This window comes from Pseudomonas cimarronensis (assembly GCF_049331905.1).
Taxonomy (GTDB): domain Bacteria; phylum Pseudomonadota; class Gammaproteobacteria; order Pseudomonadales; family Pseudomonadaceae; genus Aquipseudomonas.
The window spans coordinates 1319590-1343440 of the sequence record NZ_CP186283.1; the positions used below are offsets into that span (position 1 = coordinate 1319590).

A 23851-nucleotide genomic window follows, 5' to 3' on the forward strand; every position below is an offset into this window, starting at 1 on the left:
TTCAACTGCCGGGTGCCAATCGCTTACGAAGAGCCTGAGATGACCGACTACAAAGCCACGCTGAATCTGCCTGATACCCAATTCCCTATGAAAGCCGGTCTGCCGCAGCGCGAGCCGCAGATTCTGCAGCGCTGGAACGAGATTGGCCTGTATCAGAAGCTGCGCGCGCAAGGCGAAGGCCGGCCGAAGTTCGTCCTGCACGACGGCCCGCCCTATGCCAACGGCAGCATCCACATCGGTCATGCGGTCAACAAGATCCTCAAGGACATCATCATCCGTTCCAAGACCCTGGCCGGCTTCGACGCCCCTTATGTGCCGGGCTGGGACTGTCACGGCCTGCCGATCGAGCACAAGGTGGAAACCACCTTCGGCAAGAATCAGCCGTCCGACTTGACCCGCGAGCGCTGCCGCACCTACGCCGCCGAGCAGATCGAAGGGCAGAAAGCCGACTTCGTTCGCCTCGGTGTGCTGGGCGACTGGGACAACCCGTACAAGACCATGGACTTTGCCAACGAAGCCGGCGAAATCCGCGCGCTGGCCGAGATGGTCAAACAGGGTTTTGTGTTTAAGGGTCTGAAACCGGTCAACTGGTGTTTCGACTGCGGTTCCGCGCTGGCGGAGGCCGAGGTCGAGTATCAGGACAAGAAGTCCGACGCCATCGACGTAGCCTTCGTGGTTGAAGACGCCGATAAGCTGGCTGCCGCGTTTGGCCTGGCCAGCTTGCCGAAACCGGCTTCCATCGTGATCTGGACCACCACGCCATGGACCATTCCGGCCAACCAGGCGCTGAACGTCCACCCTGAATTTACCTACGCGCTGGTCGATACCGGCGAGCGTCTGCTGCTGCTGGCCGAAGAGCTGGTAGAAGGCTGCCTGGCCCGCTATGGCCTGCAGGGCGACGTGATCGCCACCGCGCCAGGTGCGGCGCTGGAGCTGATCCGCTTCCGTCATCCGTTCTATGAGCGCTTTGCCCCGGTCTATCTGGCCGACTACGTTGAGCTGGGCGCCGGCACTGGCGTGGTGCACTCGGCACCTGCCTATGGCGAGGACGACTTCCGTTCCTGCAAAGGCTACGGCATGAGCAACGACGACATCCTCAGCCCGGTGCAGAGCAACGGCGTGTATGTCAGCGATCTACCGTTCTTTGGCGGCCAGTTTATCTGGAAGGCCAACCCGGCCATCGTCGCCAAGCTGGAAGAAGTCGGTGCGCTGCTCAAGCACGAAGCCATCCAGCACAGCTACATGCATTGCTGGCGCCACAAGACCCCGCTGATCTACCGTGCCACTGCGCAGTGGTTCGTCGGTATGGACAAGCAACCTAATGAAGGCGGCACCCTGCGCGAGCGCGCGCTGGCAGCCATCGAGCAAACCCAGTTTGTCCCTGCGTGGGGGCAGGCTCGCCTGCACAGCATGATTGCTGGGCGTCCGGACTGGTGCATCTCGCGTCAGCGCAACTGGGGTGTGCCAATTCCGTTCTTCCTGCACAAGGCTACGGGTGAACTGCATCCGCGCACTGCCGAGTTGATGGAGGACGTGGCCAAGCGCGTTGAGCAGGAAGGCATTGAGGCCTGGTTCAAGCTGGACGCCGCCGAGCTGCTCGGCGCAGAGGCTGCCGACTACGACAAGATCAGCGACACCCTGGACGTCTGGTTTGACTCCGGCACTACTCACTGGCACGTGCTGCGCGGCTCGCACAACCTGGGCCATGCCAGCGGCCCGCGTGCCGACCTGTACCTGGAAGGCTCCGACCAGCACCGTGGCTGGTTCCATTCATCCTTGCTGACGGGCGCGGCCATTGATGGCCATGCGCCGTACAAAGAGCTGCTGACTCACGGTTTCGTGGTCGATGAGAACGGCCGCAAGATGTCCAAGTCGCTGGGCAATGTGGTCGCGCCGCAGGAAGTGAACGACAGCCTGGGTGCCGACATCCTGCGCCTGTGGGTGTCGTCCACCGACTACTCCGGCGAGATGGCGGTGTCCAAAGTGATCCTGCAGCGCAGCGCCGATTCTTACCGGCGTATCCGTAACACCGCGCGCTTCCTGCTCTCCAACCTCAGCGGCTTCGACCCGGCGCAGCACCTGCTGCCGGCGCACGACATGCTGGCGCTGGACCGCTGGGCGGTGGACCGCGCTCTGCTGTTGCAGCGCGAAATCGAAGAAGCCTACGACAGCTACCGTTTCTGGAACGTCTACCAGAAGGTGCACAACTTCTGCGTGCAGGAGTTGGGCGGTTTCTACCTCGACATCATCAAGGACCGTCAGTACACCACCGCCGCCGACAGCGTGGCGCGTCGCTCCTGCCAGACCGCGTTGTTCCATATCGCCGAAGCTCTGGTGCGCTGGATCGCTCCGGTGCTGTCGTTCACTGCCGATGAGCTGTGGGAATACCTGCCCGGCGCGCGTAACGAGTCGGTGATGCTCAATGGCTGGTATCAGGGTCTGAGTGAATTGCCGGAAGGTTTCGAGCTGGACCGCGCCTTCTGGGAGCGCGTGATGGCGGTCAAGGTTGCGGTAAACAAGGAAATGGAAAACCTGCGTGCAGCCAAGGCCATTGGCGGCAACCTGCAGGCGGAAGTGACTCTGTATGCCGAAGACAGTCTGATCGCCGATTTGAACAAGCTCGGTAACGAACTGCGCTTTGTGCTGATCACCTCCACCGCCAGTCTGGCTCCGCTTGCCAGTGCGCCAAGCGATGCCGTGGAGACAGAAGTGGCGGGGCTCAAGCTGAAAGTATTGAAGTCCGGTCACGCCAAGTGCGGCCGTTGCTGGCATCACCGCGAGGACGTTGGGGTGAACCCGGCGCATCCGGAAATCTGCGGTCGCTGCGTGGACAACATCGAAGGCGCGGGCGAGGTTCGTCATTATGCTTAACAACGGCACGCCTAACGCCAGTCGTTTCGGGCGCCTGGCCTGGTTGTGGCTGAGCCTGCTGGTGTTTGTGGTCGACCAGGCGAGCAAGTTCTGGTTCGACAACAACCTGAGCATGTATCAGCAGATCGTGATCATCCCCGACTACTTCAGCTGGACCCTGGCCTACAACACCGGTGCTGCCTTCAGCTTCCTGGCTGATGCCGCCGGCTGGCAACGCTGGTTCTTCGCCGCGATTGCCGTGGTGGTGAGCGGAGTCCTGGTGGTCTGGCTCAAGCGCCTTAAGCCAAATGAAACCTGGTTGGCGGTGGCTTTGGCGTTAGTGCTGGGTGGTGCGCTTGGTAACCTGGTCGATCGCGTGGTATTTGGCCATGTGGTCGACTTTATCCTGCTGCACTGGCATCAGCAGTGGTACTTCCCGGCCTTCAACGTGGCCGATATGGCCATCACCGGCGGTGCCATCCTGCTGGCGCTGGATATGTTCAAAAGTGAAAAGTCCGGAGAAACAGGCAAATGACTGACGTGCGTATCGGTCCGGACAGGGAAGTGACCCTGCATTTCGCCCTCAAGCTGGACAACGGCGATGTAGTCGACAGTACCTTCGATAAAAAGCCCGCCACCTTCAAGGTCGGCGACGGTAATCTGCTGCCAGGCTTTGAACAGGCCATCTATGGCTTGAAAGCGGGCGACAAGCGCAGTCTGTCGATCAGCCCGGAGCAGGGCTTTGGTCAAGGCAATCCGCAGAATGTCCAGGTCATGCCGCGCAGCCAGTTTCAGGATATGGAGCTGTCGGAGGGCCTGCTGGTGATCTTTAATGACGCCGCCAATGCCGAGTTGCCGGGTGTGGTCAAAACCTTTGACGATAACCAGGTAACCATCGACTTCAACCACCCGTTGGCCGGCAAGGCGCTGAGCTTTGAGGTGGAGATTATTGAGGTCAAAGCGCTCTAAGGTTTAGCCCGCTCCTGTGGGGGCGGCTTTAGCCCTGAGTGTTCCCGCGTGATCCTCGCGATCATGGTGGCTTATACAGATTGCTTCCCCAGTGCCTGCGGCCGCGCCGTACACTAGTCCGCAAGGCCTACCGTCGAGATACCCGCCATGCATATCAAACTCGCCAATCCCCGTGGCTTCTGTGCCGGCGTCGACCGCGCCATTGAGATCGTCAACCGTGCCCTGGAAGTCTTCGGTCCGCCCATTTATGTGCGCCATGAAGTGGTGCACAACAAGTTTGTGGTCGAAGACCTGCGCTCGCGCGGCGCGGTGTTTGTCGAGGAGCTGGATCAGGTGCCGGACGACGTCATCGTCATCTTCAGTGCCCACGGGGTCTCTCAGGTGGTGCGCAGCGAAGCTGATCGACGCGGCTTGAAAGTCTTCGATGCCACCTGCCCACTGGTAACCAAGGTGCATATGGAAGTGGTGCGCTACAGCCGCGAAGGGCGCGAATGCATCCTCATCGGCCACGAAGGCCACCCGGAAGTCGAAGGCACCATGGGTCAATACGACGCCAGCAACGGCGGCAGTATCTACCTGGTGGAAGATGAGGCCGATGTGGCCGCGCTTGAGGTACGTAACCCCGAAGCGCTGGCGTTTGTGACCCAGACCACTCTGTCCATGGATGACACCAGCAAGGTAATCGATGCCCTGCGCAGTAAATTCCCCGCCATCGGTGGCCCGCGCAAAGACGATATCTGCTACGCCACCCAGAACCGCCAGGACGCCGTCAAACAGCTTGCTGCTGAATGTGACGTACTGCTGGTGGTCGGCAGCCCCAATAGCTCCAATTCCAACCGCCTGCGCGAGCTCGCCGAACGCATGGGCACGCCCGCTTACCTGATCGATGGTGCAGAAGATCTCAAGCAGGAGTGGTTTGCAGGTGTTGCGGGTATCGGCATTACGGCAGGTGCATCAGCGCCTGAAGTGCTGGTGCAAGGCGTAATTCAGCAACTGAGCGAGTGGGGTGCAACAGGCGCTCAAGAGCTGCTGGGGCGCCCGGAGAACGTGACGTTCTCTATGCCGAAGGAGCTACGGCTAAAGCAAGTGTGAGGGTCTATTTCTGGTGAAACGCAAAAGCCGACTCATTTGAGTCGGCTTTTGCGTTTTGGCTGCCATGAGCCTGTTACCAGCAGGTCTCTACAGTCCCTGTCCCTGATTCGCCTTTGGTTCCACGGCTATCCAGTGTCAGGTCGCCGCATTCGTTATCCTGTAGCTGAGCGCCGACACGAGCAGCCGTTAGGACTACGCAGCGGGCAATACTACCGCCGCATGCTTGAGCAGTAATGTTGTATCGACGCTCGTCGGATGCAACTGCTGCATCGGCAGCAACACCATAGCCCAACCCCCCTGCACCTAAATTGGCTGTATAGGTCTGGTTTTGTGAGTAGAAGCGTTCTTGGGCTTGGAGTATTTCCATTAGTTTGGCCTGGCCGTCAGCTCGGCCAGAGCGTAATACATAGTTCTGGTAACTCGGGTAGGCGATAGCGGCAAGAATGCCGACTATCGCCACCACAACCATCAGTTCTATCAGGCTGAAACCTTGTTGCTTCATCAATTCTCTCTCCAGTATGTCGCTTTGACTGCATCGCCAGCTCGGCAAACTTCCGCACCATCCACGCAATCATTGCGAAGGATTTCGGTACCAATTAGTACCGTAGGTTTGCCCTCGGAGAGGATCACCGACGGGGTTGGCGGAATCCCCGAGCGTTTCAAGTCAAAGCTGCGTACTGGGTTCTTGGTGCCGTCGGAGGCTGTTTCGGTATACAGCGCGCTGGCATCGACCAAGCTCAGGGCATAGGCGCGTCCGCGGCCCACGTCTGAGCCGCAGGTAGAAACGGCCTGTCCGCGAGGGCTGAAGGTACTGAAGAACACAGCACCGCGGAAGGATATCGAAGTGGAAAGCACCTTCTCACCCCGTGGCAGCTTCAGGTAGAAACCTTTGCTGGCCGCCAGCAGGCTGGTGTTGGGCGTATAGCTGTTGCCCGGGGTCAGCTTGGCGTACTCCTTATCAATTTCTTTGCGCAAGTACGGCAGACCGTTGACGGTGCTTGCTGCGTTGGCCAGGGCCTGATCAATCAGAAATTGGTAAGCATCGAAGAACGTTGGTGTTTCCGGTGCGGTTTTTGCCTGCAGTGCAGTGAGTTGCGCTGCGGAAAGCAGTGCACTGGCAGGGTTATAGGCCTGTGCTGCCAGCACATCCGCTTCAGCCTGCAAGGCATTACCCGATGCAATCAGCGCTGCCTGTTCGGATAACAGGGTTGCGATCTGATTAACAATGGTCTGGCTGTTGGTTGCAGCAGCCCTCAGCGTGGCCGCCTTGGCGGCTTCTGTGCGGTCCAGGAGGTCGGCATAGTTATAGGGGAAGCCGACTGGAAGATCACCAATGTCAGCATCTGCAGCCAGTGCGGCCAATGCTGAGTTGGCTGCTGTAATGACATCGGCAGTTGCTCCCGGCATATCCAGCGCGCTTTGAATCGCGGCTAGCAAGGTGTCCAGCTTGCTAGGTGATCCGGCATTAAGGTTTTCCCGTGTTTCGATAAAAGCAAGAGCCGCATAGTCTGTTCTCAAGACTTCCAGTTCGGCCTGCAGATTGGCGACTTCATCAGTGCGCGCAGGATCTGCCTTAGCAGCAAGGACTTCTGCTTCCTTGTTTTTGATAAATGCGAATGAGTCATCCAAGGAGCGCTGCAGTTCAGTCAGTCGTGCATATTCATAGGCCATTTTGTCTTTGGTGAGCACAAGAGCGGCAAGGTTATTGTCATTGAGCACTGCGTCAGCATGAGCCTGATTTGCGGCTGCAAGTGCGGCTTGGGCTGCATCTCGTGCTGCCAGTTTGGTGGCTGCATCCAGGGCTGAAGCGTTTGCGGCAGCCTGGGCGGTAGTTGCAGTGTTACGTAGGTTTGTGGCAGCGGTTGCTGTATTCGTTGCCAATGTATTGGCAGCACTGGATGCGCTTGTCGCATTAGTAAGATCTGTTTGGGCTGTTGCATCTGCTGCGTTGGCAGTTGCCAGTGCAGCGTTGGCTGCAGTTGCAACGGTTTGCGCATCAGTGAGTGCTGTTGTTGCAGCGTCAAGAGCCGATTGAGCTGCGGTGAGGGCTGCCTGAAAATCGGGGTCGCTCGGATCGCTATCATAATCAGCTTGCGCGGCATTCCGGGCAATTAGCGCAGCATCTACATCACTCTGCCTATTGCTAACAGCGTCTTGGGCGTTGGTATAGTCCGCTGTTGCGGCAGCTTTTGCTGCTGCTGTGACGTCTGCCGCTGCTGTGGCTGTAGCCAGTGCTGCGTCAGCTGCAGCTTTGGCTGTAGCCGCATTGGAAGCATCAGTCTCAGCCAAAGCAGCAGCCGCTTCCGCGTTGGCTGCAGTAATTGCATCAGCATCCGCTATAGGTTGAGCGGTCGCGTAGGCATTGGCTGCTGCGGTATTGGCCGCGTCAGCAGCGATACGTGCAGTATCCAGTGCTGCCGCATCTGCAGAGTCAGCCAGTGCAAGTGTATCCAGATAGAGTTGCTGAACCTTGGCCAGTGCCGCCTGAGCTTTTTCCAGGCTGCTCTGCAGCTTGCTCTGTTGCTGCAGGTTCTCGTTGTTGTCGACCAAGTAAGGGTCGTCGGTGAGAATCTCGTCGATCTGCAGTTGCCGTGCGTTGGCATCGCTCAATGCCTGGGAGGCAGCATTCTGCTTGGCGGTGTGGCCAATGCCTGCACGGTAGTCGACGAAGTTCTGTCTGGCACCATCAACGGCATTGTTGAGGGCCAGCATTTGTGCTTCCAGCCCTTGAATGGTTGCCTGAATCGCAGCGGTATCAGCTGCACTCAGATCGAAGCCGGTGACGTTGGTCAGGTCGCTCTCGGTGATGGTGGTGTAGGTGGTCGGTTTTTCGAATACGTTGCTGTCACGCAGCACGTAAAAACGATCATCGGTTTCAGTGTTGAGTGGGCTTTCACGAAAGCCTGAGCCGACCGAGACGGTGAAATAGGTCTTGCCGCCACGCTCGCGAATCAGTGCCACGTCTGGAGAGCCGAAGAAGCGGCGGTTATCTGCAGCGGTTGTGCCGCCCAACTGAGCGATCCGTCCACCGGTGGCAAAGCCAGTGGCTATGCCAGTATTGGCATTGTTGATATCGAAGCGAAACACCTGGCCGCGCAGGTCGGTGGCATAAATGATGTCAGCAAAACCGTCACCATTGATATCGACGATTGTTGGGTCGGCCGGCATGCTGTTGGTCATGCTGCTGATCTGCAGGTTGGCACCTGTGTCGCTGTTGCTACCCGCGCGCCAGAGCAGTTTGCCGGTTTCAGCATGTGCAATGAACAGCGCGTTGCCGATATTGTCAGCCTTGGGAGCGTTGGTGCCGATGGTGTCGTGATCCTTATCATAGCCACCAGTGAAAATCAGTACTTTGGTTTCCTCATTATTGATCTTCACGTCGGCCAGTTTAGGCGCGGAGAAGGTCATGCCGAGCTTTTCAAAGCCAGGCGTTGGGGTGGGGTTATAGGCGCCTTTGATCATCCACTTGAAGGCCGGTGCATCAATATTGCTGACATCCAGCGCGTAGTAGTTGCTGCCGCCACGGCGCATGCCTGCATAAAGTGTGGCCTTTTCCAGCACGCGGCGCTTGGCTGCTATATCGCCATTGCCTGCTGTGGCCTCACGGTACTTGGTCCAGAGGTTGATCTGGCCGTCCATGCCGTACTTTTTGCTGCTGGAGCCTTTGGCATTAGTTAAATAGGCGCCAGGGTTAGCTAAAAGCTCTTTAGGAATAAAGGCGAATTTTTCATTGCCGGTTTTGGGGTCGATAGCATGAATAAACCCCTCGTTCGATCCGAAGAACATATACAGCTGTTCTGGAGAGGTCAGCGGTGCGTTGTTTACGCGTGCAAGGTCTTCGTCTGTAACGTAGGCAACCAGTTTGGGTTCGTTATGCAGTACGTCAGAAATTGCAAGGCGGTTTGTGCCGTCGGTATTTTTGCCCCGAGCCCAGTTAATGAACCGGTCTTTTTGCGTGGTATTGCTAGCCCCCAGCATTGCATTGGTCAGTGCACTATTTGCGCTAGTTAGTCTATAACTCGCTGAGTTGAGGCTAACGGCATCGGTAACTCCTGCGCTGGCTGTTGCTGTCCTGTCAGCGCCCGTCCAGGTGAAGATATTCCGTGTATCAGGGTTGAGCAGGCGCCCGGCAACCCCGCCCTTGGCCACATCACTGCCATCTGGCGCGGTAGTCCAGAAGCTGGAGGCGCTGTTGCTGAAGAACCCGGTGCTGTCATCAATGGCAGCATTCCCGTTCTGGTCAACGATCAATGGGTTTCCGGCAATATCTTTGCCCAGCTTGTAACGCTTGACGTTGCCGGGCCAGTTGGCACCTTCCGCCGGGCGGAACAATGCGTAATAAAGATCGTTACGGAAGCCCAAGTTGTTAAAGGCGCTTACCGCCACGCTTGGTGCAGCGAAGGACGTGTTTTCTGCAGTGATGTCGACAATAATAGCTTTAAGGGCTTCGGTGAGGCCGGATACGTTATCTGATGTGTAGTAACTGCCGCCGCCAGCTGCAGCAGCGTTTTGTAGTAGTGGGAGATTCACTGCAAAGCCAACAAAGTGCGACGTTACCGTCTGGCTGCGGTTTGTAGGGTCGGCAAAGGGGGCTGGTGCAGGAAACAAATCCTGATTGGCCATGTACTCAGCAAGGTGAGGCAGGCACTGGCCGTTACCGTTACCGCAACTTGATGCTGGGTGTAGGGTGTTTTTATTTGTAACTAGTGTCTTTACTGCTGAGTTAGAGCCTTGGTCGACGGTGGGCTCACCATCTGTGACATATATAATGTGTGATTTTTGGCAGCTATGTTCGATTGGTGAGATGTATTTGTTACCGTTTCTTGAGGATGAAACACTCTTGTCCCCCCATACGCGATTCTGGCCGGTCATATAGAGGTAAGATTCGTAATAAGTTTCTAGCATTGGCGTATTGCCACTTGCAGGTATGTCGTTAACGACATCCTGCATTGAACTGGCGTTAGCTGTTGTTAATCGCTTTACCGGGCTCAATACATAGCCGCCATCATTTCCATCAAATCGCATAAAGCCAACGTTAACATCTTCCTTGGCTTTCAGATCATTGATCAGGTCGTTTACAACGTCCTGCATTACAGCGTTACGGGTTCTATTTTTCTTGCTGGGCGGTATCGCGCTGTTTGCGACGGTGCTTCCCATTGAGCCGGAAGAATCGAGCACAAACAGAATGTTTGGACGTACCTGCTGATCAGCAGGCACGTCTCGAGGCACATAAATTTCGGTGTCATCAGCCAGGGCAGTATTGAATGTCATAAACCCGTAAAGGAAAGCGCTGATGCCAAGGGCGACTGGTCTTAGTTTAAACATGATCTTTCTCCAGTCTTAGTACATGGAAAACTTGAGGATATGGGTCGGCGCCTGGTCGGTGACCGTAATGGCTCCGGCCCAATCGACTTTGAGTGCCAGCTCACTGATCGGGCGTAGTTGACCATTGATCTCCAGTTGGGCGCTGGGGTCGATTGTCATACTGGTGGCTGGGCATTCCTGGCAGGTGTAGGCCATGACACGGCCAAGGCTTGTGTCATTGGGGCTCCAGCTGACGATCAGACGCTCCATTTCGATGATTCGAATCAAGGGCTCGTTGTTGGATTGCTCTTGGGCAAAACTGCTGAAACTGAGTAAGAAACTGAATAGGGCGAAGCAGATACGTGTGCTCATGGTTATATGCTCACTTGTTGTTCTGGAAGGTCATGCCCTGGGCTTGCCAGGAGTAGGTTCCGCTGTCGAGCTCTGCACGTGCTTCCATGTGAAAATCAATGCAAATAAATCGCTCAACGCTGGAGCCGTCCTCGCAGGGTTTCTCCTGAACGTAACGAACGGTATTTGAGGCGCTTTGAGTGCCGGTGATTGGTGTAATCGCCACGGTCGCTCCAGAAGTTGCAGGTAGGCCTACGTTTTTTAGAGCGGTTACTTCCTCTGCCGTTTTCGAGGTGCCCTTGAAGGCCATCGCTGCCAACAACGGTGCTCGATTGGCAAGGTTGGTATTAAAGGCCAGCAATTGTGCGCGCAGTTCATTCTGCGCCTGCTGGAACACCTGGTTGCGGAACTGAGTATTACTGGCCATGCGTTCTTCAAACGTGGAGAAACGCATGGCGGTAACACCGGCGATGGTCAGTACCAGCAAGAAGACCAGCGCCACGATAAGAGTGGCGCCTTTCTGGCTGCGAGAGTCTGTAGGCAAGTTGCGCATGGTTCGCCTCAAAAGGTGTTCTTGAGCTGGATGGTGGTGCTGAAAATCTGTCGTGCACGGCTGTCATTGAATGCCAGTGGTGCAGCATCGAGCAGAACAAAGTTGCGACCAGCGGGTGCGGGTGTCAGGTTGTCAATCGAATTGGCCAGTACGGATATGCGCACGGCGCGGACGTCGTTCCAGTCGGTAACTCTGTCGGCCGAGACATACTGATTGGCACTGCGAGAGTCGCCACTGGTGTTGATGCCGTAGAGCACCTGCAAGCTGTCGATGCCTGAAATCAGCTCCTGAGCTGTTGGCCCCGAAGTCCAGTTGCCTGTGGCTGTATTGAATTTGTAAGCCCGGCAACCGAGTGCTGCCGGCGTGGTGGCGGTAGCTGGGATGATCGAGTAGTGATTGATCAGCAGCATGTTGTTTTCAGTGATTGTATTGCCTAGACAGTCGCGACGTGCTCCTTCAGTAACGGGTGGCTGAAAAACAAAGCCAATACTGTCAGAGGCATTACCACCGCCTTCGCTGGTACATAGCTCGGCAGGAGTTGTTCCAGGGAGTCCCGTGCATGATGGGCGAACCAGCGCCAGTGGTTTGCCACCTTCAAAAACAGGTTCTACATACCCCCCTAGTCGTGCACTACGGGCGATAAACTCAAGTGCAAAGCGTCCGTTCTCCTGCAGTCGGCCCATGGCTTCGTTGGCTGCATAGGTTTGCCGGCTGGAGAGGAAAACCTGGATGACGCCGGTCATCAGCAGCAGTCCTAGCGCCATCGCAACCATAAGTTCAACTATTGATAAACCCAGCTGAGTGCGGCGCAATGTGGTGAAGTTGCTGATGCTCATCGGTGCACCTCAAAAGGGGGGATAGCGGGCGCAAAAGTGTTTTTGGCAGCACGGCCAAGCCAGAAGCCTTGCAGGGTTATTGTGTTGCCTGCTGCCGCGACACCCAGTGTGATGTCGCCGGCAGGCGGGGTAATAAAATCGCGGCTGGTAAAGCGGCCATTGATGGTGTTGGAGGCCAGGTTGGCGTAGCTGCACTGTGCTTCCCAGCGGTCAAAAGCAGCCATCTGTGCTGCTGTACAGTTTTGGGCTGCAACCTTTGCCGAAGTGGCCGGAGAGTAATAATCCGCACAGCGCGCCGTAGGAGGGTTTGCACAGACGGGGGCGGCGGCATATTGGGCGGCGGTACCCGCAGGGTTGGCGCGAATGCGCTCGGCGATGTCTTGCAGGATCCAGGTGGACTGCGAGCGCTGGGCGCTGTCACTGGAACCTTGCAAAGCATTGAGTTGCAGTGCGGCTAAGCCGAGCATGCCGACGGTAAAGATCAACAGCGTGATAAGGACTTCAATCAGGGAGCTGCCGGATTGATTTGGGCTGTATGTCTGCATGAACTGTCTCATCCTTCTCAGTTGCACGCCGTGTCACGGCTGACTTTGCGAAGTGTTGGGCGGCCCTGCCGGTTGATGTCGATACAGCGGGCATCGGTAGGGGCCACTTTGAGCTTGGCGGAGCTGATCTTGAAGGGCGTACTGCCGCAGAGCGAGCAGGTACCGTCGCGCTGAAACACCAGCTTGTTGCTTGCTTGTAGGAAGTTGCTGTTGACCGTCACGCCAGATTTGGCTTGAAAATTACGCAAGCGGTTATTACTGGTGCAGTTATCCATTGCGTCAGCGCCAGTGGCTGGACCTACACACCAGCCATCAGCCCAGCCGGTAGCAGCGTTGGTAGCGGGCAGTACGGCGATCTCTCTATTCTGTTTGACCGCCTCTGAGCGGGCGAAGGCGAGCGCCAGCATCAGTTCACTGGCTTGTCCGCTGACGCGTTGACGAACCGCGAAGTCGCCCATGGCGGGAACCGCAAGCCCCAGGATAACGCCCAGAATGGCAACAGTGATCATCAGTTCTATGAGGGTAAATCCTTTACTTCGCAGCATGGGCGTTCTCGAAGGGAAACTTTCACCCTAATCCTGGCCGCTACGATGCGTCCATTCAATACAAGGGTGATAGCTGGCGGCATTTGCTGCTTGAGTGGTCAGTGCGGGCATGTGCTATTTAAGCGTTCGCTTTTGAGGCGCCCTTGTTTGTTAAGGATTATTCGTCGGGTTTCGTTGATATTTCGATGGCACAGGGTAAATGTGCCGTTACTAACAAAAGTCAGGCCGTTGCCGCTGAAGTGCAACGAGTGCGTTGGGGCCATGCCGCGCCAGGTTAGGGTTGTGTGACTAGGCAGTGTCATGCGAGCAATGATTTCCTCGCCTGGATCGAGCGTGCGATTGCCGTTGCTGTCGAGAAAGTTGGTAAGGGTTCCGGACCAGGGTAGTTGGCACCGGCCATGCTCCTGCAGGGGGCAGAGCGTCACTCTGTTGGTATTGCTCATGGCCTGCCAGCGGGCCATGGTGATAAGCGTGGCAAGTTCGCTGTGGGTCGTTTGCAGGCGTTGTTTCGCTGCTACTTGGCCCAGCGCGCCAATGCTCCAAGCGAGTGCAGAGATAATTGCTGTGGTGATTAGTATTTCGTGCAGAGTAAAGCCTTTTATCGCTTTGATGTTCATCCTGAACCCTCTATTGCTCCGTGTAATTGAGTTTGCGTATGTACAGGCATTACGCCTGTCGCCAATCCAGTGTTGCTGTGTAAGTTTTCCTCCCGATGGGGTGTCAGTGTGATGCGAGTGTTATCAGTGGGCGGTGGTGTAGTGGGTATGCTTGGTGCTTACCTGCTTGCTCGACACAATGTAAATGTTGCTTTGCTTGATCGATTTCAGGCTGGCGAGGAGTCCTCCTGGGCGGGCGGCGGTATCGTCTCGCCGCTTTACCCCTGGCGTTACAGTTCCGCGGTGACTGCATTGGCGCATTGGTCGCAGGATTTCTATCCGCGGCTGGCCGAGCAGTTGCTGGCGCAGACGCAGATTGATCCTGAGGTGCATGTCACGGGGTTGTATTGGCTGGATCTGGACGACGAAACGGACGCGTTGGCCTGGGCGTTGCGTGAAGGGCGGCCGTTGCGTTCTGTGGATGTGTCAGCTGTGCAACGCGCGGTGCCTGCGCTGGCGGAGGGCTTCGGGCGGGCGGTGCAGATGGCGGATGTGGCTAATGTGCGTAACCCTCGGCTAGTCAAGGCGCTGCGTGCAGCGCTAGAGCAGATGCCTAATGTCACGCTGCATGAGCATTGTGCGGTCAATGGCTTTATCCGTGAGGATGGGCGCGTCACAGGGGTGCATACGGCCCAGGGTGACATGTATGCCGATCGCGTGGTGCTGGCTGCCGGTGCCTGGAGTGGTGAGTTGATGAGGACACTCGGCATCGAGTTGCCGGTGGTGCCGGTCAAGGGGCAGATGATTCTGTACAAGTGCGCCGAGGACTTCCTGCCGGCGATGGTGTTGGCCAAGGGGCGTTATGCAATTCCGCGGCGTGACGGTCATATCCTGATTGGCAGCACGCTTGAGCATGCAGGCTTCGATAAAACGCCGACCGACGAGGCGTTGGCCAGCCTAAAAGCGTCCGCAGTCGAGTTGTTGCCGGCGCTGGCGGATGCCGAGGTGGTGGGGCATTGGGCTGGCTTGCGCCCGGGGTCGCCAGAGGGTATTCCGTTTATTGGGCCGCTGCCCGGGCATGAGGGTTTGTGGCTGAACTGCGGGCATTACCGTAATGGTCTGGTGCTGGCGCCGGCGTCCTGCCAACTGCTCACAGACCTGATGTTGGGGCGAGAGCCCATTGTCGATCCGGCGCCTTATGCGCCTGCTGGGCGGTTAGAGTTGGCCGTTTAAGGTTAAGGCGCTTTGCGGCTAGAGCGCCTCGTGTCGTTGTGTATCAATCGATACCAAGCTTCTTCAGGCGATAGCGCATTGAGCGAAAACTCAGGCCCAGGCGCTGTGCCGCGGCGGTGCGGTTCCAGCGGGTTTCTTCTAGGGCCTGCATGATCAGTTTGCGTTCGATGGCTTCGAGGTAATCTTCCAGATTATCGATCTGCGCAAGATTGGCTTCGCCGTTCTCGCTGAGTGGCATGCTGTCGGCCAGGCGCAGGTCGCTGGCGGTGATGCGGTCGTCTTCGCAGAGGGTATAGGCGCGTTCTAGCATGTTTTCCAGTTCGCGCACGTTGCCGGGGAAGCGATAGCTCTTAAGCTTCTCCAGAGCTTCGTCATCTAGTTTGGCGGCGCTCAAGCCAGTGCCCTCGGCCAGGCGCTTGAGCATGATGTCGGCCAGCAGGGCGATGTCTTCGCGACGCTCGCGCAGAGCGGGCACGCGCAGTTCGATTACGTTGAGGCGGTAGTACAGATCCTGGCGGAAGCGTCCGGCCGCAACTTCGCCGGCGAGGTCCTTGTGGGTGGCGCAGAGGATGCGCACATCGACGATCAGTTCCTGTTGGCCGCCGACGGCGCGCACGGCCTTTTCCTGAATTGCGCGCAGTAGTTTGACTTGCATCGGCAGCGGCAGATCGGCCACTTCATCGAGGAACAGGGTGCCGCCGTTGGCCGCCTGGAACAGCCCTTGTTTGTCCTCAATAGCGCCGGTGAAGCTGCCTTTTTTGTGGCCGAAGAACTCGCTCTCCATCAACTCGGTGGGAATGGCGCCGCAGTTGACCGGGATAAAGGGTTGTTCACCACGCGAGCCTTGCTCGTGAATCAGGCGCGCGACCAGTTCCTTGCCGCTGCCGGATTCGCCGCTGATATAGACCGGCGCTTGGCTGCGGGCCAGTTTAAGGATCTGTTTGCGCATAGCCTTCATCGGTGGTGAGTCACCGAGCAGGCGGCTGTCTACGGGCAGTTCTTCACTATCGGCGCTGCGCAGGCGCAAGGCTGCGGCGACCAACTCGCGCAGGCGGCCGAGATCGACCGGCTTGGTCAGAAAGTCGAATGCCCCGGCTTTCAGGGCATTGATTGCGGTGTCCAGGCTGCCGTAAGCGGTGATCATCGCCACTGGCACTTGCGGGTGGCGTTGCAGAATGTGTTGCACCAGTTCCAGGCCGGTACCGTCGGGCAGGCGCATGTCAGTCAGGCACAGGTCGAACGGCTCCTTTGCCAGCCATTCGCGTGCTTCTTTGACGTTGCGCGCGCTGCGGGTGTCGAGCTTCATGCGCCCCAGAGTGATTTCCAGCAGTTCGCGAATATCGGGTTCGTCATCGACGATCAGGGCTCTCTGGCGGGTCATGGTCAGCTCAGTTTGCGCGGGTGGGCGAAGGTGATACGCAGGCAGCTACCGCCACCTTCACGCAGTTTATAGTCGAGGCGTGCCTGGTTGCTTTCGCATAGTTCACGGGAAATATACAAACCCAGCCCAGTGCCTTTGTTTTCTGTGGTGTAGAAGGGTTCGAACAGGTGGTGCAGTTGTTCTTCTGCAACTCCTGGGCCGTCGTCCAGCACTTCGAGCACGGGCAGCTCGCTGTCCGGGTCGCGAAACAGCTTCAGCCAGACCTGGCCCTGCTTGTGCTTCTGCGCGCTGTAGCGCAGGCCGTTTTCCACCAGGTTGCTCAGCACCTGAGTGAGCTGGTGCGGGTCCATGCGGGTCTGGATGCTGCCGCTGCTGGTCTCCAGGTGCAGGGTCTGGTTGGGCGCAGCACTGTTGCGAAATTCGCTGGCAAAACGGTGCAGCCAGTATTTCAAATCCAGCAATTGCGGTTCGGCCTGGCGTCGCCGTGACAGTTGCAGGACGTTCTCGATCACCAGGTTCATTCGCCGTGAATGATCCTGAATGATCTGCGCCAGGCGCAGGTCGGGGCCTTGAAGTTCTTCTGACTCTTGCAGCAACTGTGCGGCGTGGCTAATCGCGCCTAGCGGGTTACGGATCTCGTGAGCAATGCCGGCTGTCAGGCGGCCCAGGGAAGCCAGTTTGAGCTGTTGCGCCTGTTGCGCAATTTGCGAGATGTCATCGAGGAAAATCAGTGTGTGCTTGTGCGCACCACGCTGCAGGGCAATAAAGCTTGGCTGCAGCACGCGCCCGTCCGGTGCGGCCTGCAGGCTGGCGGGGCGCAGGCTTGGGTTGTGTAGCCATTGCTGCATGCGCTTTATCAACTCGGGGCAGTGCGGGTCGAGAATCTTGCCGGTGAGATCGGCATGCCCCAGCAGGTGATTGGCACCCTGGTTGGCCAGCAATACGCGGTGCAATTCATCGAGTACCAGAATACCGGTGCGCATACGCTGCAGGATCAGGGCGTTCAGCGCTTCCAGGTTGGCCACGTCGGCGGCGCGTTGCTCAGCCAGGCTTTCACTGACCTGCAGGCGGCGGGTCAGTCCCTGGACAAACAGGGCCGCGGCAAAGCACAGGGCGCCAAATGCCCCGACCTGCACATACTGACTGGCTGCAGCTGGGCGGCTGAGGCTGAGGTAGAAGGTCAGGTAGATCATGCCGATGGCTGCGACGGCGGCAATCAGCAGGCCGATACGGCCGCGCAGCAAAATGTTGGCAATGGCTACAGCGACGATCAGCAGGTTGCCGATGCCGCTGGGGGTGCCGCCGGCGGCGTAGAACAGGCCGGAGAGCAGGATGACGTCGACCAGCGCCAGGCTGAATATCTGCGCCAGGCGCTTGGGGCGGCGCACGGTGGCGATGATCAGGATGTTGAGTGCCAGGTACAGCCAGCTGCCATTGCGGAACAGCGTCGGATGGGCCATTTCCAGCAAGTCTGTGTGCAGCTCGCTGGAGACCACCATTACCAGCGTCAGGCCGATCACCAGGCGGTACAGGTGGTAGAGCCGCAGGATGCGCCGGCTTTGCTCTCCGCTCAGGGCGAAGTCAGCGCTCATTATTGCGGGGGCCTTGCTCAAGGTGGGCCTGGCTGCAATACCACTGTTCGTCCATGGCTAATGCGTGGTCGCGCGGTACATGCACGCCGCAATGCTGGCAACGCACCATCGGTGCTGGCTGTGCGGAGGTGTTTTGCGCCTCAGGGCGGGTGGGTGTTGGTCGGCTAAAGCGTCGCCACAGCCAGAAGGCGCCGGCGATGATGGCAATCCAGAACAGCAAGCGAAACAGGCCCATGGTGTTCTCTTCTTATCGGTAAGCAGGCAGTTTAGCTAACCCGTCTATGTGCGCCCAGCGTTGAAGCAGTCTGCTTGGCGTCGTTTTGTGAGGTCTTCTCAGGTTTTGTGCCGCGATGCTGCGGCTAATAAAAAGGGAGGCACCTGGCCTCCCTTTTAATGATGTGCCTTGGCTTAGTCGAACAGGCCAAAGGTCAGGTAGCTGAACCAGGAGCGGCTTGGCTGCTCTTCGGTTGCGCCGGCTTTGAGTTCATCCGGGATCTGCTCTTCTGCGTCTTCGTACTGACGAATCACGTCCTGGCTGGCGCGGGTTTCGCCCGGCGGCAGCGGTGTGTCGGTTTCGATCAGACCCAGGGTCGCCTTGGCCAGCCAGGAGCGGCTGTCGGCTTCTGCTTCGCGCGGGACGAACTGGCCGTCGACCAGGCTTGGGTGGTCCGGGTAGTTGAGCTTGAGGGTTTCCAGGCTGGTGGCTGCCAGATCGTCCAGGGTCAGGCGCTGGTAGGCTTCGGTCATCACGGCCAGGCCGTCGCCAACGGCTGGGGTTTCCTGGAAGTTTTCCACCACGTAACGGCCGCGGTTGGCCGCTGCTACGTAGGCGTTGCGGGTCAGGTAGTAATGCGCCACATGAATCTCGTAAGCCGCCAGCAGGTTGCGCAGGTAGATCATGCGCTGCTTGGCGTCTGGCGCGTAGCGGCTGGTGGGGTAGCGGCTGGTGAGCTGGGCGAACTCGTTGTAGGAGTCGCGTGCGGCGCCAGGGTCGCGCTTGGTCATGTCCAGCGGCACGAAACGAGCAATCAGGCCGCGGTCCTGATCAAACGACGCCAGGCCTTTGAGGTAGTAGGCGTAGTCGACGTTGGCATGCTGCGGGTGCAGGCGAATAAAACGGTCGGCGGCGGATTTGGCCGCTTCCGGCTCAACGTTCTTGTAGTAGGCGTAGATCAGCTCCAGCTGTGCCTGCTCGGCATAGCGGCCGAACGGATAGCGCGACTCCAGCGCCTTAAGCTTGGCTACGGCAGCGGTGTAGCTATTATTGTCCAGGTCGGCTTGTGCCTGCTGGTAGAGTTCGGTCTCGCTCAGGTTTTCGTCAACCACCTGCTTCGACGAGCAGGCGGCGGTGAGAGCGAGGATTGCGATCAGCAGCAGGTGTTTCACTTGCATGGCGGCTTGCGTCCCTGTGACGGCGGCTGTCTTGAGCAAAGCCGTCCTGTTATGATGAGCGCCCCCGGTACCCCTGGGGCAAAGACGCCGTATTTAACCACAAGCGTGTAGCCGAAACCAAAGGCTAGACCCCCTCTGTTGCCGAGCATGTCCTCTATTAATAAGCAGATCATTGAACTGAACGCCGAGGTGCCCTATGAAATGGGCGGTCAACGCCTCGATCAAGTCGCCGCACTCCTGTTTGCCGAGCACTCGCGTTCGCGTCTGTCTGCCTGGATTAAAGAGGGGCTGCTGACGGTTGACGGTGCTGTGTTGCGTCCGCGCGACATCGTCCATGGTGGTGCCCTGTTGGCGCTCAAGGCCGAACAGGAAGCGCAGGGCGAGTGGGTCGCTCAGGATATCGCGCTGAATATCGTCTACGAAGACGAGCAGATCCTGGTCATCGACAAACCGGCCGGTCTGGTGGTGCATCCGGCTGCCGGGCACGCCGACGGCACCTTGCTCAACGCCTTGTTGCACCATGTGCCGGACATTATCAACGTGCCGCGTGCCGGCATTGTGCATCGCCTGGACAAGGACACCACCGGCCTGATGGTGGTGGCCAAGACCATCGAAGCGCAGACCCGTCTGGTCGATCAATTGCAGAAGCGTAGCGTCAGCCGTATCTACGAGTGCATCGTGATCGGGGTGATCACCTCGGGCGGCAAGATCAATGCGCCAATTGGACGTAGCTCTTCGCAGCGTCAGCGTATGGCGGTGAGCGATGGTGGCAAGCCGGCAGTCAGTCATTACCGCGTGCTGGAGCGTTTCCGCTCGCACACGCATACGCGGGTCAAGCTGGAAACCGGGCGCACGCACCAGATTCGCGTGCACATGAGCCATATCGGTTATCCGTTGGTGGGTGACCCGGTCTATGGCGGGCGCTTCCGCATCCCGCCGGCCGCCAATCCGAGCATGGTGCAGACGCTCAAGGAGTTCCCGCGTCAGGCCTTGCATGCGCGGTTTCTCGAACTGGATCATCCGCTTACCGGCGAGCGAATGAAGTGGCAGTCGCCATTGCCGGATGATTTTGTCTGGTTGCTGACGCTGCTGCGCCAGGACCGTGAGGCGTTTATTGGTTAACCAGATTGGGTGAAGGGATGCACGACTGGCTGACACCGCAATGGCCTGCTCCGGCAAGGGTAAAGACCTGTGTGACTACCCGCACTGGTGGTGTGAGTCTGGCGCCTTATGACAGCTGCAACCTGGGTGAGCATGTCGGTGATCAGCCGCCAGCGGTGCAGAAGAACCGTCAGCGTCTGATCAGTCTGCTCGGCTGCAAACCGGCCTGGTTGCAGCAGGTGCATGGCGTGGCCGTGGTTGAGGCCGATCCGCTGCGAGTGCACGAAGCCGATGCCAGTTGGAGCAACAAGCCAGGCATCGCCTGCACCGTGATGACTGCCGACTGTTTGCCGGTACTGTTCTGCGACCGCGCCGGCACCCGTGTTGCCGCCGCACACGCCGGTTGGCGTGGCTTGGCAAACGGCGTGCTGGAAGCCACGCTGGACAAACTGGGCGTTCCGGGTGAACAGGTGCTGGTCTGGTTTGGCCCCGCAATCGGGCCGCAAGCCTTCGAGGTAGGCGGGGAGGTGCGTGAAGCCTTTGTCGCCCAGCACGCATCGGCTGCCGCGGCCTTTGTGTCGAGTGGCAACCCAGGCAAGTTCCTCGCCGACATCTATCAACTGGCCCGTATACGCCTGGCCGCTCGTGGTGTTGAGGCGGTGTATGGCGGCGACTTCTGTACGGTCAGTGATCCGCGTTTCTTCTCCTACCGCCGCGCTGCGCAGACCGGGCGCTTCGCCAGCCTGATCTGGCTGGTCAACTGATTCTGGCCTGCCGCGTTTGCAGCAGCTGACTCAGGTCAACGTCGCACGGCTTGAAACCCGCACAATCGACCTCATCTACTCTTCATCCGCAGGCTTTTCTGTTTTGGGTGCGATTCAGTGCACCGGCCTGCCATCACCACGAGGGTTGATTGTTTATGCGTATTGATCGTTTAACCAGCAAGTTGCAACTCGCGCTCTCTGATGCGCAATCCCTGGCTGTGGGGCTTGATCACGCAGCCATCGAGCCGCTGCACCTGATGCAGGCACTGCTTGAGCAGCAGGGTGGCTCGATCAAGCCATTGCTGATGCAGGTCGGTTTTGATGTCAACAGCCTGCGGCTGGCCCTGGGGAAAGAACTCGACCAGCTGGGCAAAATCCAGAATCCATCCGGCGACGTCAACCTGTCGCAGGATCTGGCACGCCTGCTCAACCAGGCTGATCGCCTGTCGCAGCAGAAGGGTGACCAATTTATCTCCAGCGAACTGGTGCTGCTGGCGGCCATGGATGAAAACACCAAGCTGGGCAAGCTGCTGCTCGGTCAGGGTGTCAGCCGCAAGGCGCTGGAAAATGCCATCGCCAACCTGCGCGGCGGCGATGCGGTTAACGACCCTAACGTCGAAGAAAATCGCCAGGCCCTGGACAAGTACACCGTCGACCTGACCAAGCGCGCTGAAGAAGGCAAGCTCGACCCGGTGATCGGTCGAGACGACGAGATCCGCCGCACCATTCAGGTGTTGCAGCGTCGCACCAAGAACAACCCGGTGCTGATCGGTGAGCCCGGCGTGGGCAAGACCGCGATTGCCGAGGGCTTGGCCCAGCGTATCGTCAACGGCGAAGTACCCGATGGCCTGAAGGACAAGCGCCTGCTGTCGCTGGATATGGGCGCGCTGATCGCGGGTGCCAAGTTCCGCGGCGAGTTCGAGGAGCGTCTGAAGGCGGTGCTCAACGAACTGAGCAAGCAGGAAGGGCGAATCATCCTGTTTATCGACGAACTACACACCATGGTCGGCGCCGGCAAAGGCGAAGGTTCGATGGATGCCGGCAATATGCTCAAGCCATCCCTGGCGCGTGGTGAGCTGCATTGCGTCGGTGCGACCACGCTCAATGAGTACCGCCAGTACATCGAGAAGGATGCGGCGCTGGAGCGGCGCTTCCAGAAGGTGCTGGTCGATGAGCCGAGCGAAGAAGACACCATCGCCATTCTGCGCGGCCTGAAAGAGCGCTACGAGGTGCACCACAAGGTGGCCATCACCGACGGTGCGATCATCGCCGCGGCCAAGCTGTCGCACCGCTATATCACCGACCGCCAGCTGCCGGACAAGGCCATCGACCTGATCGACGAGGCGGCCAGTCGTATTCGTATGGAGATCGACTCCAAGCCTGAAGTGCTGGATCGCCTGGAGCGTCGCCTGATTCAACTCAAGGTTGAAGCCCAGGCGCTGAAGAAGGAAGACGACGAGGCGGCGATCAAGCGTTTGGCCAAACTCAACGAAGACATCGCCCGCCTGGAGCGTGAGTACGCCGACCTGGAAGATATCTGGAAGTCGGAAAAGGCCGAGGTGCAAGGTTCGGCGCAGATCCAGCAGAAGATCGAGCAAGCTCGGCAGGAGCTGGAGGCGGCGCGGCGCAAGGGCGATCTCAATCGTATGGCTGAGTTGCAGTACGGGATTATTCCCGATCTGGAGCGCAGCCTGCAGATGGTCGATCAGCACGGCAAGAGTGAGAATCAGCTGCTGCGCAGCAAGGTCACCGAGGAAGAAATCGCCGAAGTGGTGTCGAAGTGGACCGGCATCCCGGTGAGCAAGATGCTCGAAGGCGAGCGCGACAAGCTGTTGAAAATGGAAGGTCTGCTGCATCAGCGGGTGATCGGTCAGGACGAGGCGGTGGTGGCCGTGGCCAATGCGGTGCGGCGCTCTCGTGCCGGCTTGGCTGACCCGAATAGGCCGAGCGGTTCGTTCCTCTTCCTTGGCCCAACCGGCGTCGGCAAGACCGAGCTGTGCAAGGCGCTGGCCGAGTTCCTCTTCGACACCGAAGAGGCGTTGGTGCGCATCGATATGTCCGAGTTTATGGAGAAGCATTCCGTGGCGCGGCTGATCGGTGCGCCGCCGGGTTATGTCGGCTACGAGGAAGGTGGCTACCTGACCGAGGCTGTGCGCCGTAAGCCCTATTCGGTGATCCTGCTGGATGAGGTGGAGAAGGCGCACCCGGATGTGTTCAACGTGCTGTTGCAGGTGCTGGAAGATGGCCGCCTCACCGACAGCCATGGCCGCACCGTGGACTTCAAGAACACTGTGGTGGTGATGACCTCCAACCTGGGCTCGGCGCAGATTCAGGAGCTGGTCGGTGATCGTGAAGCGCAGCGTGCGGCGGTGATGGATGCGGTGGGCTCGCACTTCCGGCCGGAATTTATCAACCGGATCGATGAAGTGGTGATCTTCGAGCCGCTGGCCCGCGAGCAGATTGCCGGTATTGCGCAGATCCAGCTGAGCCGTTTGCGTCAGCGTCTGGCTGAGCGTGAGCTGAGTCTGGAGCTGTCCGATGACGCGCTGGACAAGCTGATTGCTGTTGGTTACGACCCGGTTTACGGTGCGCGGCCGCTCAAACGTGCCGTACAGCGCTGGATCGAAAACCCACTGGCACAGTTGATCCTGTCGGGCAAATTTGCCCCTGGCGGCAGCATTGTCGGGCGGGTTGAGGCCGACGAGATTGTCTTCAGCTAAGTCATAGCCTGGCGGCCAAATGAAAAC

20 protein-coding genes are annotated in these 23851 nt (G+C 58.5%); 8 read left to right on the forward strand and 12 right to left on the reverse strand.

The genetic code is table 11. The features are described 5' to 3' along the window. Positions 1–39: 39 nt before the first annotated feature. From ileS to ispH, 4 genes are all read left to right on the forward strand, one after another. On the forward strand, positions 40–2871 hold the full coding sequence (gene ileS / locus ACOCLD_RS06105; protein ID WP_422911230.1) for an isoleucine--tRNA ligase: 2832 nt from the start codon (positions 40–42) through the stop codon (positions 2869–2871). After that, positions 2864–3385, forward strand: coding sequence for a signal peptidase II (gene lspA, locus ACOCLD_RS06110; protein ID WP_422911231.1), 522 nt, complete (start codon positions 2864–2866; stop codon positions 3383–3385). Before ileS ends, lspA begins: the two co-directional genes overlap by 8 nt. Continuing rightward, on the forward strand, positions 3382–3819 hold the full coding sequence (gene fkpB / locus ACOCLD_RS06115; protein WP_422911232.1) for an FKBP-type peptidyl-prolyl cis-trans isomerase: 438 nt from the start codon (positions 3382–3384) through the stop codon (positions 3817–3819). Before lspA ends, fkpB begins: the two co-directional genes overlap by 4 nt. 147 nt (positions 3820–3966) lie before the next feature. Next, entirely contained in the window at positions 3967–4911 is a 945-nt protein-coding gene (gene ispH, locus ACOCLD_RS06120) for a 4-hydroxy-3-methylbut-2-enyl diphosphate reductase (RefSeq protein WP_422911233.1), read from the forward strand. Positions 4912–4984: 73 nt separating this feature from the next. Here ispH and ACOCLD_RS06125 read toward each other — a convergent pair whose 3' ends face one another. The 8 genes from ACOCLD_RS06125 to ACOCLD_RS06160 all read right to left on the reverse strand — a co-directional run bounded on the left by ACOCLD_RS06125 (position 4985) and on the right by ACOCLD_RS06160 (position 13662). Then, positions 4985–5413 carry a type IV pilin protein gene (locus ACOCLD_RS06125; RefSeq protein ID WP_422911234.1) on the reverse strand — a complete coding sequence of 143 codons (429 nt, stop codon included), beginning with the start codon at positions 5411–5413 and terminating at the stop codon, positions 4985–4987. Further along, entirely contained in the window at positions 5413–10236 is a 4824-nt protein-coding gene (locus ACOCLD_RS06130) for a PilC/PilY family type IV pilus protein (protein ID WP_422911235.1), read from the reverse strand. The genes ACOCLD_RS06125 and ACOCLD_RS06130 overlap by 1 nt, the downstream gene beginning before the upstream one ends. Before the next feature lie 15 nt (positions 10237–10251). Further along, positions 10252–10587 carry a hypothetical protein gene (locus ACOCLD_RS06135; RefSeq protein WP_422911236.1) on the reverse strand — a complete coding sequence of 112 codons (336 nt, stop codon included), beginning with the start codon at positions 10585–10587 and terminating at the stop codon, positions 10252–10254. Between the two features lie 10 nt (positions 10588–10597). Next, complete coding sequence (locus tag ACOCLD_RS06140) at positions 10598–11119, reverse strand: pilus assembly PilX family protein (RefSeq protein ID WP_422911237.1); 522 nt, start codon at positions 11117–11119, stop codon at positions 10598–10600. 8 nt (positions 11120–11127) lie between these two features. Beyond that, complete coding sequence (locus ACOCLD_RS06145; protein ID WP_422911238.1) at positions 11128–11955, reverse strand: PilW family protein; 828 nt, start codon at positions 11953–11955, stop codon at positions 11128–11130. Beyond that, positions 11952–12500, reverse strand: coding sequence for a type IV pilus modification protein PilV (gene pilV, locus ACOCLD_RS06150; RefSeq protein WP_422911239.1), 549 nt, complete (start codon positions 12498–12500; stop codon positions 11952–11954). Before pilV ends, ACOCLD_RS06145 begins: the two co-directional genes overlap by 4 nt. Positions 12501–12517: 17 nt before the next feature. Beyond that, complete coding sequence (locus ACOCLD_RS06155; protein ID WP_422911240.1) at positions 12518–13045, reverse strand: GspH/FimT family pseudopilin; 528 nt, start codon at positions 13043–13045, stop codon at positions 12518–12520. A gap of 98 nt (positions 13046–13143) precedes the next feature. Next, positions 13144–13662: a GspH/FimT family pseudopilin gene (locus tag ACOCLD_RS06160; protein WP_422911241.1), complete on the reverse strand. Its 519-nt coding sequence runs from the start codon at positions 13660–13662 to the stop codon at positions 13144–13146. Positions 13663–13773: 111 nt separating this feature from the next. Here ACOCLD_RS06160 and thiO point away from each other — a divergent pair, with 111 nt between their 5' ends. After that, positions 13774–14874, forward strand: a complete 1101-nt coding sequence (gene thiO, locus ACOCLD_RS06165; protein ID WP_422911242.1) for a glycine oxidase ThiO — start codon at positions 13774–13776, stop codon at positions 14872–14874. A 43-nt stretch (positions 14875–14917) separates the two neighbouring features. Here the strand turns inward: thiO and ACOCLD_RS06170 are convergent, their stop codons facing one another. The 4 genes from ACOCLD_RS06170 to ACOCLD_RS06185 form a co-directional block, all read right to left on the reverse strand. Beyond that, positions 14918–16255 (reverse strand): sigma-54-dependent transcriptional regulator, encoded by a 1338-nt coding sequence (locus ACOCLD_RS06170; protein ID WP_233683663.1) that lies wholly within the window; start codon positions 16253–16255, stop codon positions 14918–14920. A gap of 2 nt (positions 16256–16257) precedes the next feature. Then, entirely contained in the window at positions 16258–17847 is a 1590-nt protein-coding gene (locus ACOCLD_RS06175; RefSeq protein WP_422911243.1) for a sensor histidine kinase, read from the reverse strand. Next, on the reverse strand, positions 17837–18082 hold the full coding sequence (locus ACOCLD_RS06180; RefSeq protein ID WP_422911244.1) for a PP0621 family protein: 246 nt from the start codon (positions 18080–18082) through the stop codon (positions 17837–17839). The genes ACOCLD_RS06175 and ACOCLD_RS06180 overlap by 11 nt, the downstream gene beginning before the upstream one ends. 173 nt (positions 18083–18255) lie before the next feature. Further along, on the reverse strand, positions 18256–19239 hold the full coding sequence (locus ACOCLD_RS06185) for an outer membrane protein assembly factor BamD (protein ID WP_233683666.1): 984 nt from the start codon (positions 19237–19239) through the stop codon (positions 18256–18258). A 147-nt stretch (positions 19240–19386) separates the two neighbouring features. Between ACOCLD_RS06185 and rluD the strand changes: the two genes are divergently transcribed. From rluD to clpB, 3 genes are all read left to right on the forward strand, one after another. After that, entirely contained in the window at positions 19387–20361 is a 975-nt protein-coding gene (gene rluD / locus ACOCLD_RS06190; protein ID WP_233683667.1) for a 23S rRNA pseudouridine(1911/1915/1917) synthase RluD, read from the forward strand. A gap of 17 nt (positions 20362–20378) precedes the next feature. Continuing rightward, positions 20379–21104 (forward strand): peptidoglycan editing factor PgeF, encoded by a 726-nt coding sequence (pgeF, locus tag ACOCLD_RS06195; RefSeq protein ID WP_422911245.1) that lies wholly within the window; start codon positions 20379–20381, stop codon positions 21102–21104. Between the two features lie 155 nt (positions 21105–21259). Then, complete coding sequence (gene clpB, locus ACOCLD_RS06200) at positions 21260–23824, forward strand: ATP-dependent chaperone ClpB (protein WP_422911246.1); 2565 nt, start codon at positions 21260–21262, stop codon at positions 23822–23824. The last annotated feature ends 27 nt before the right edge of the window (positions 23825–23851 follow it).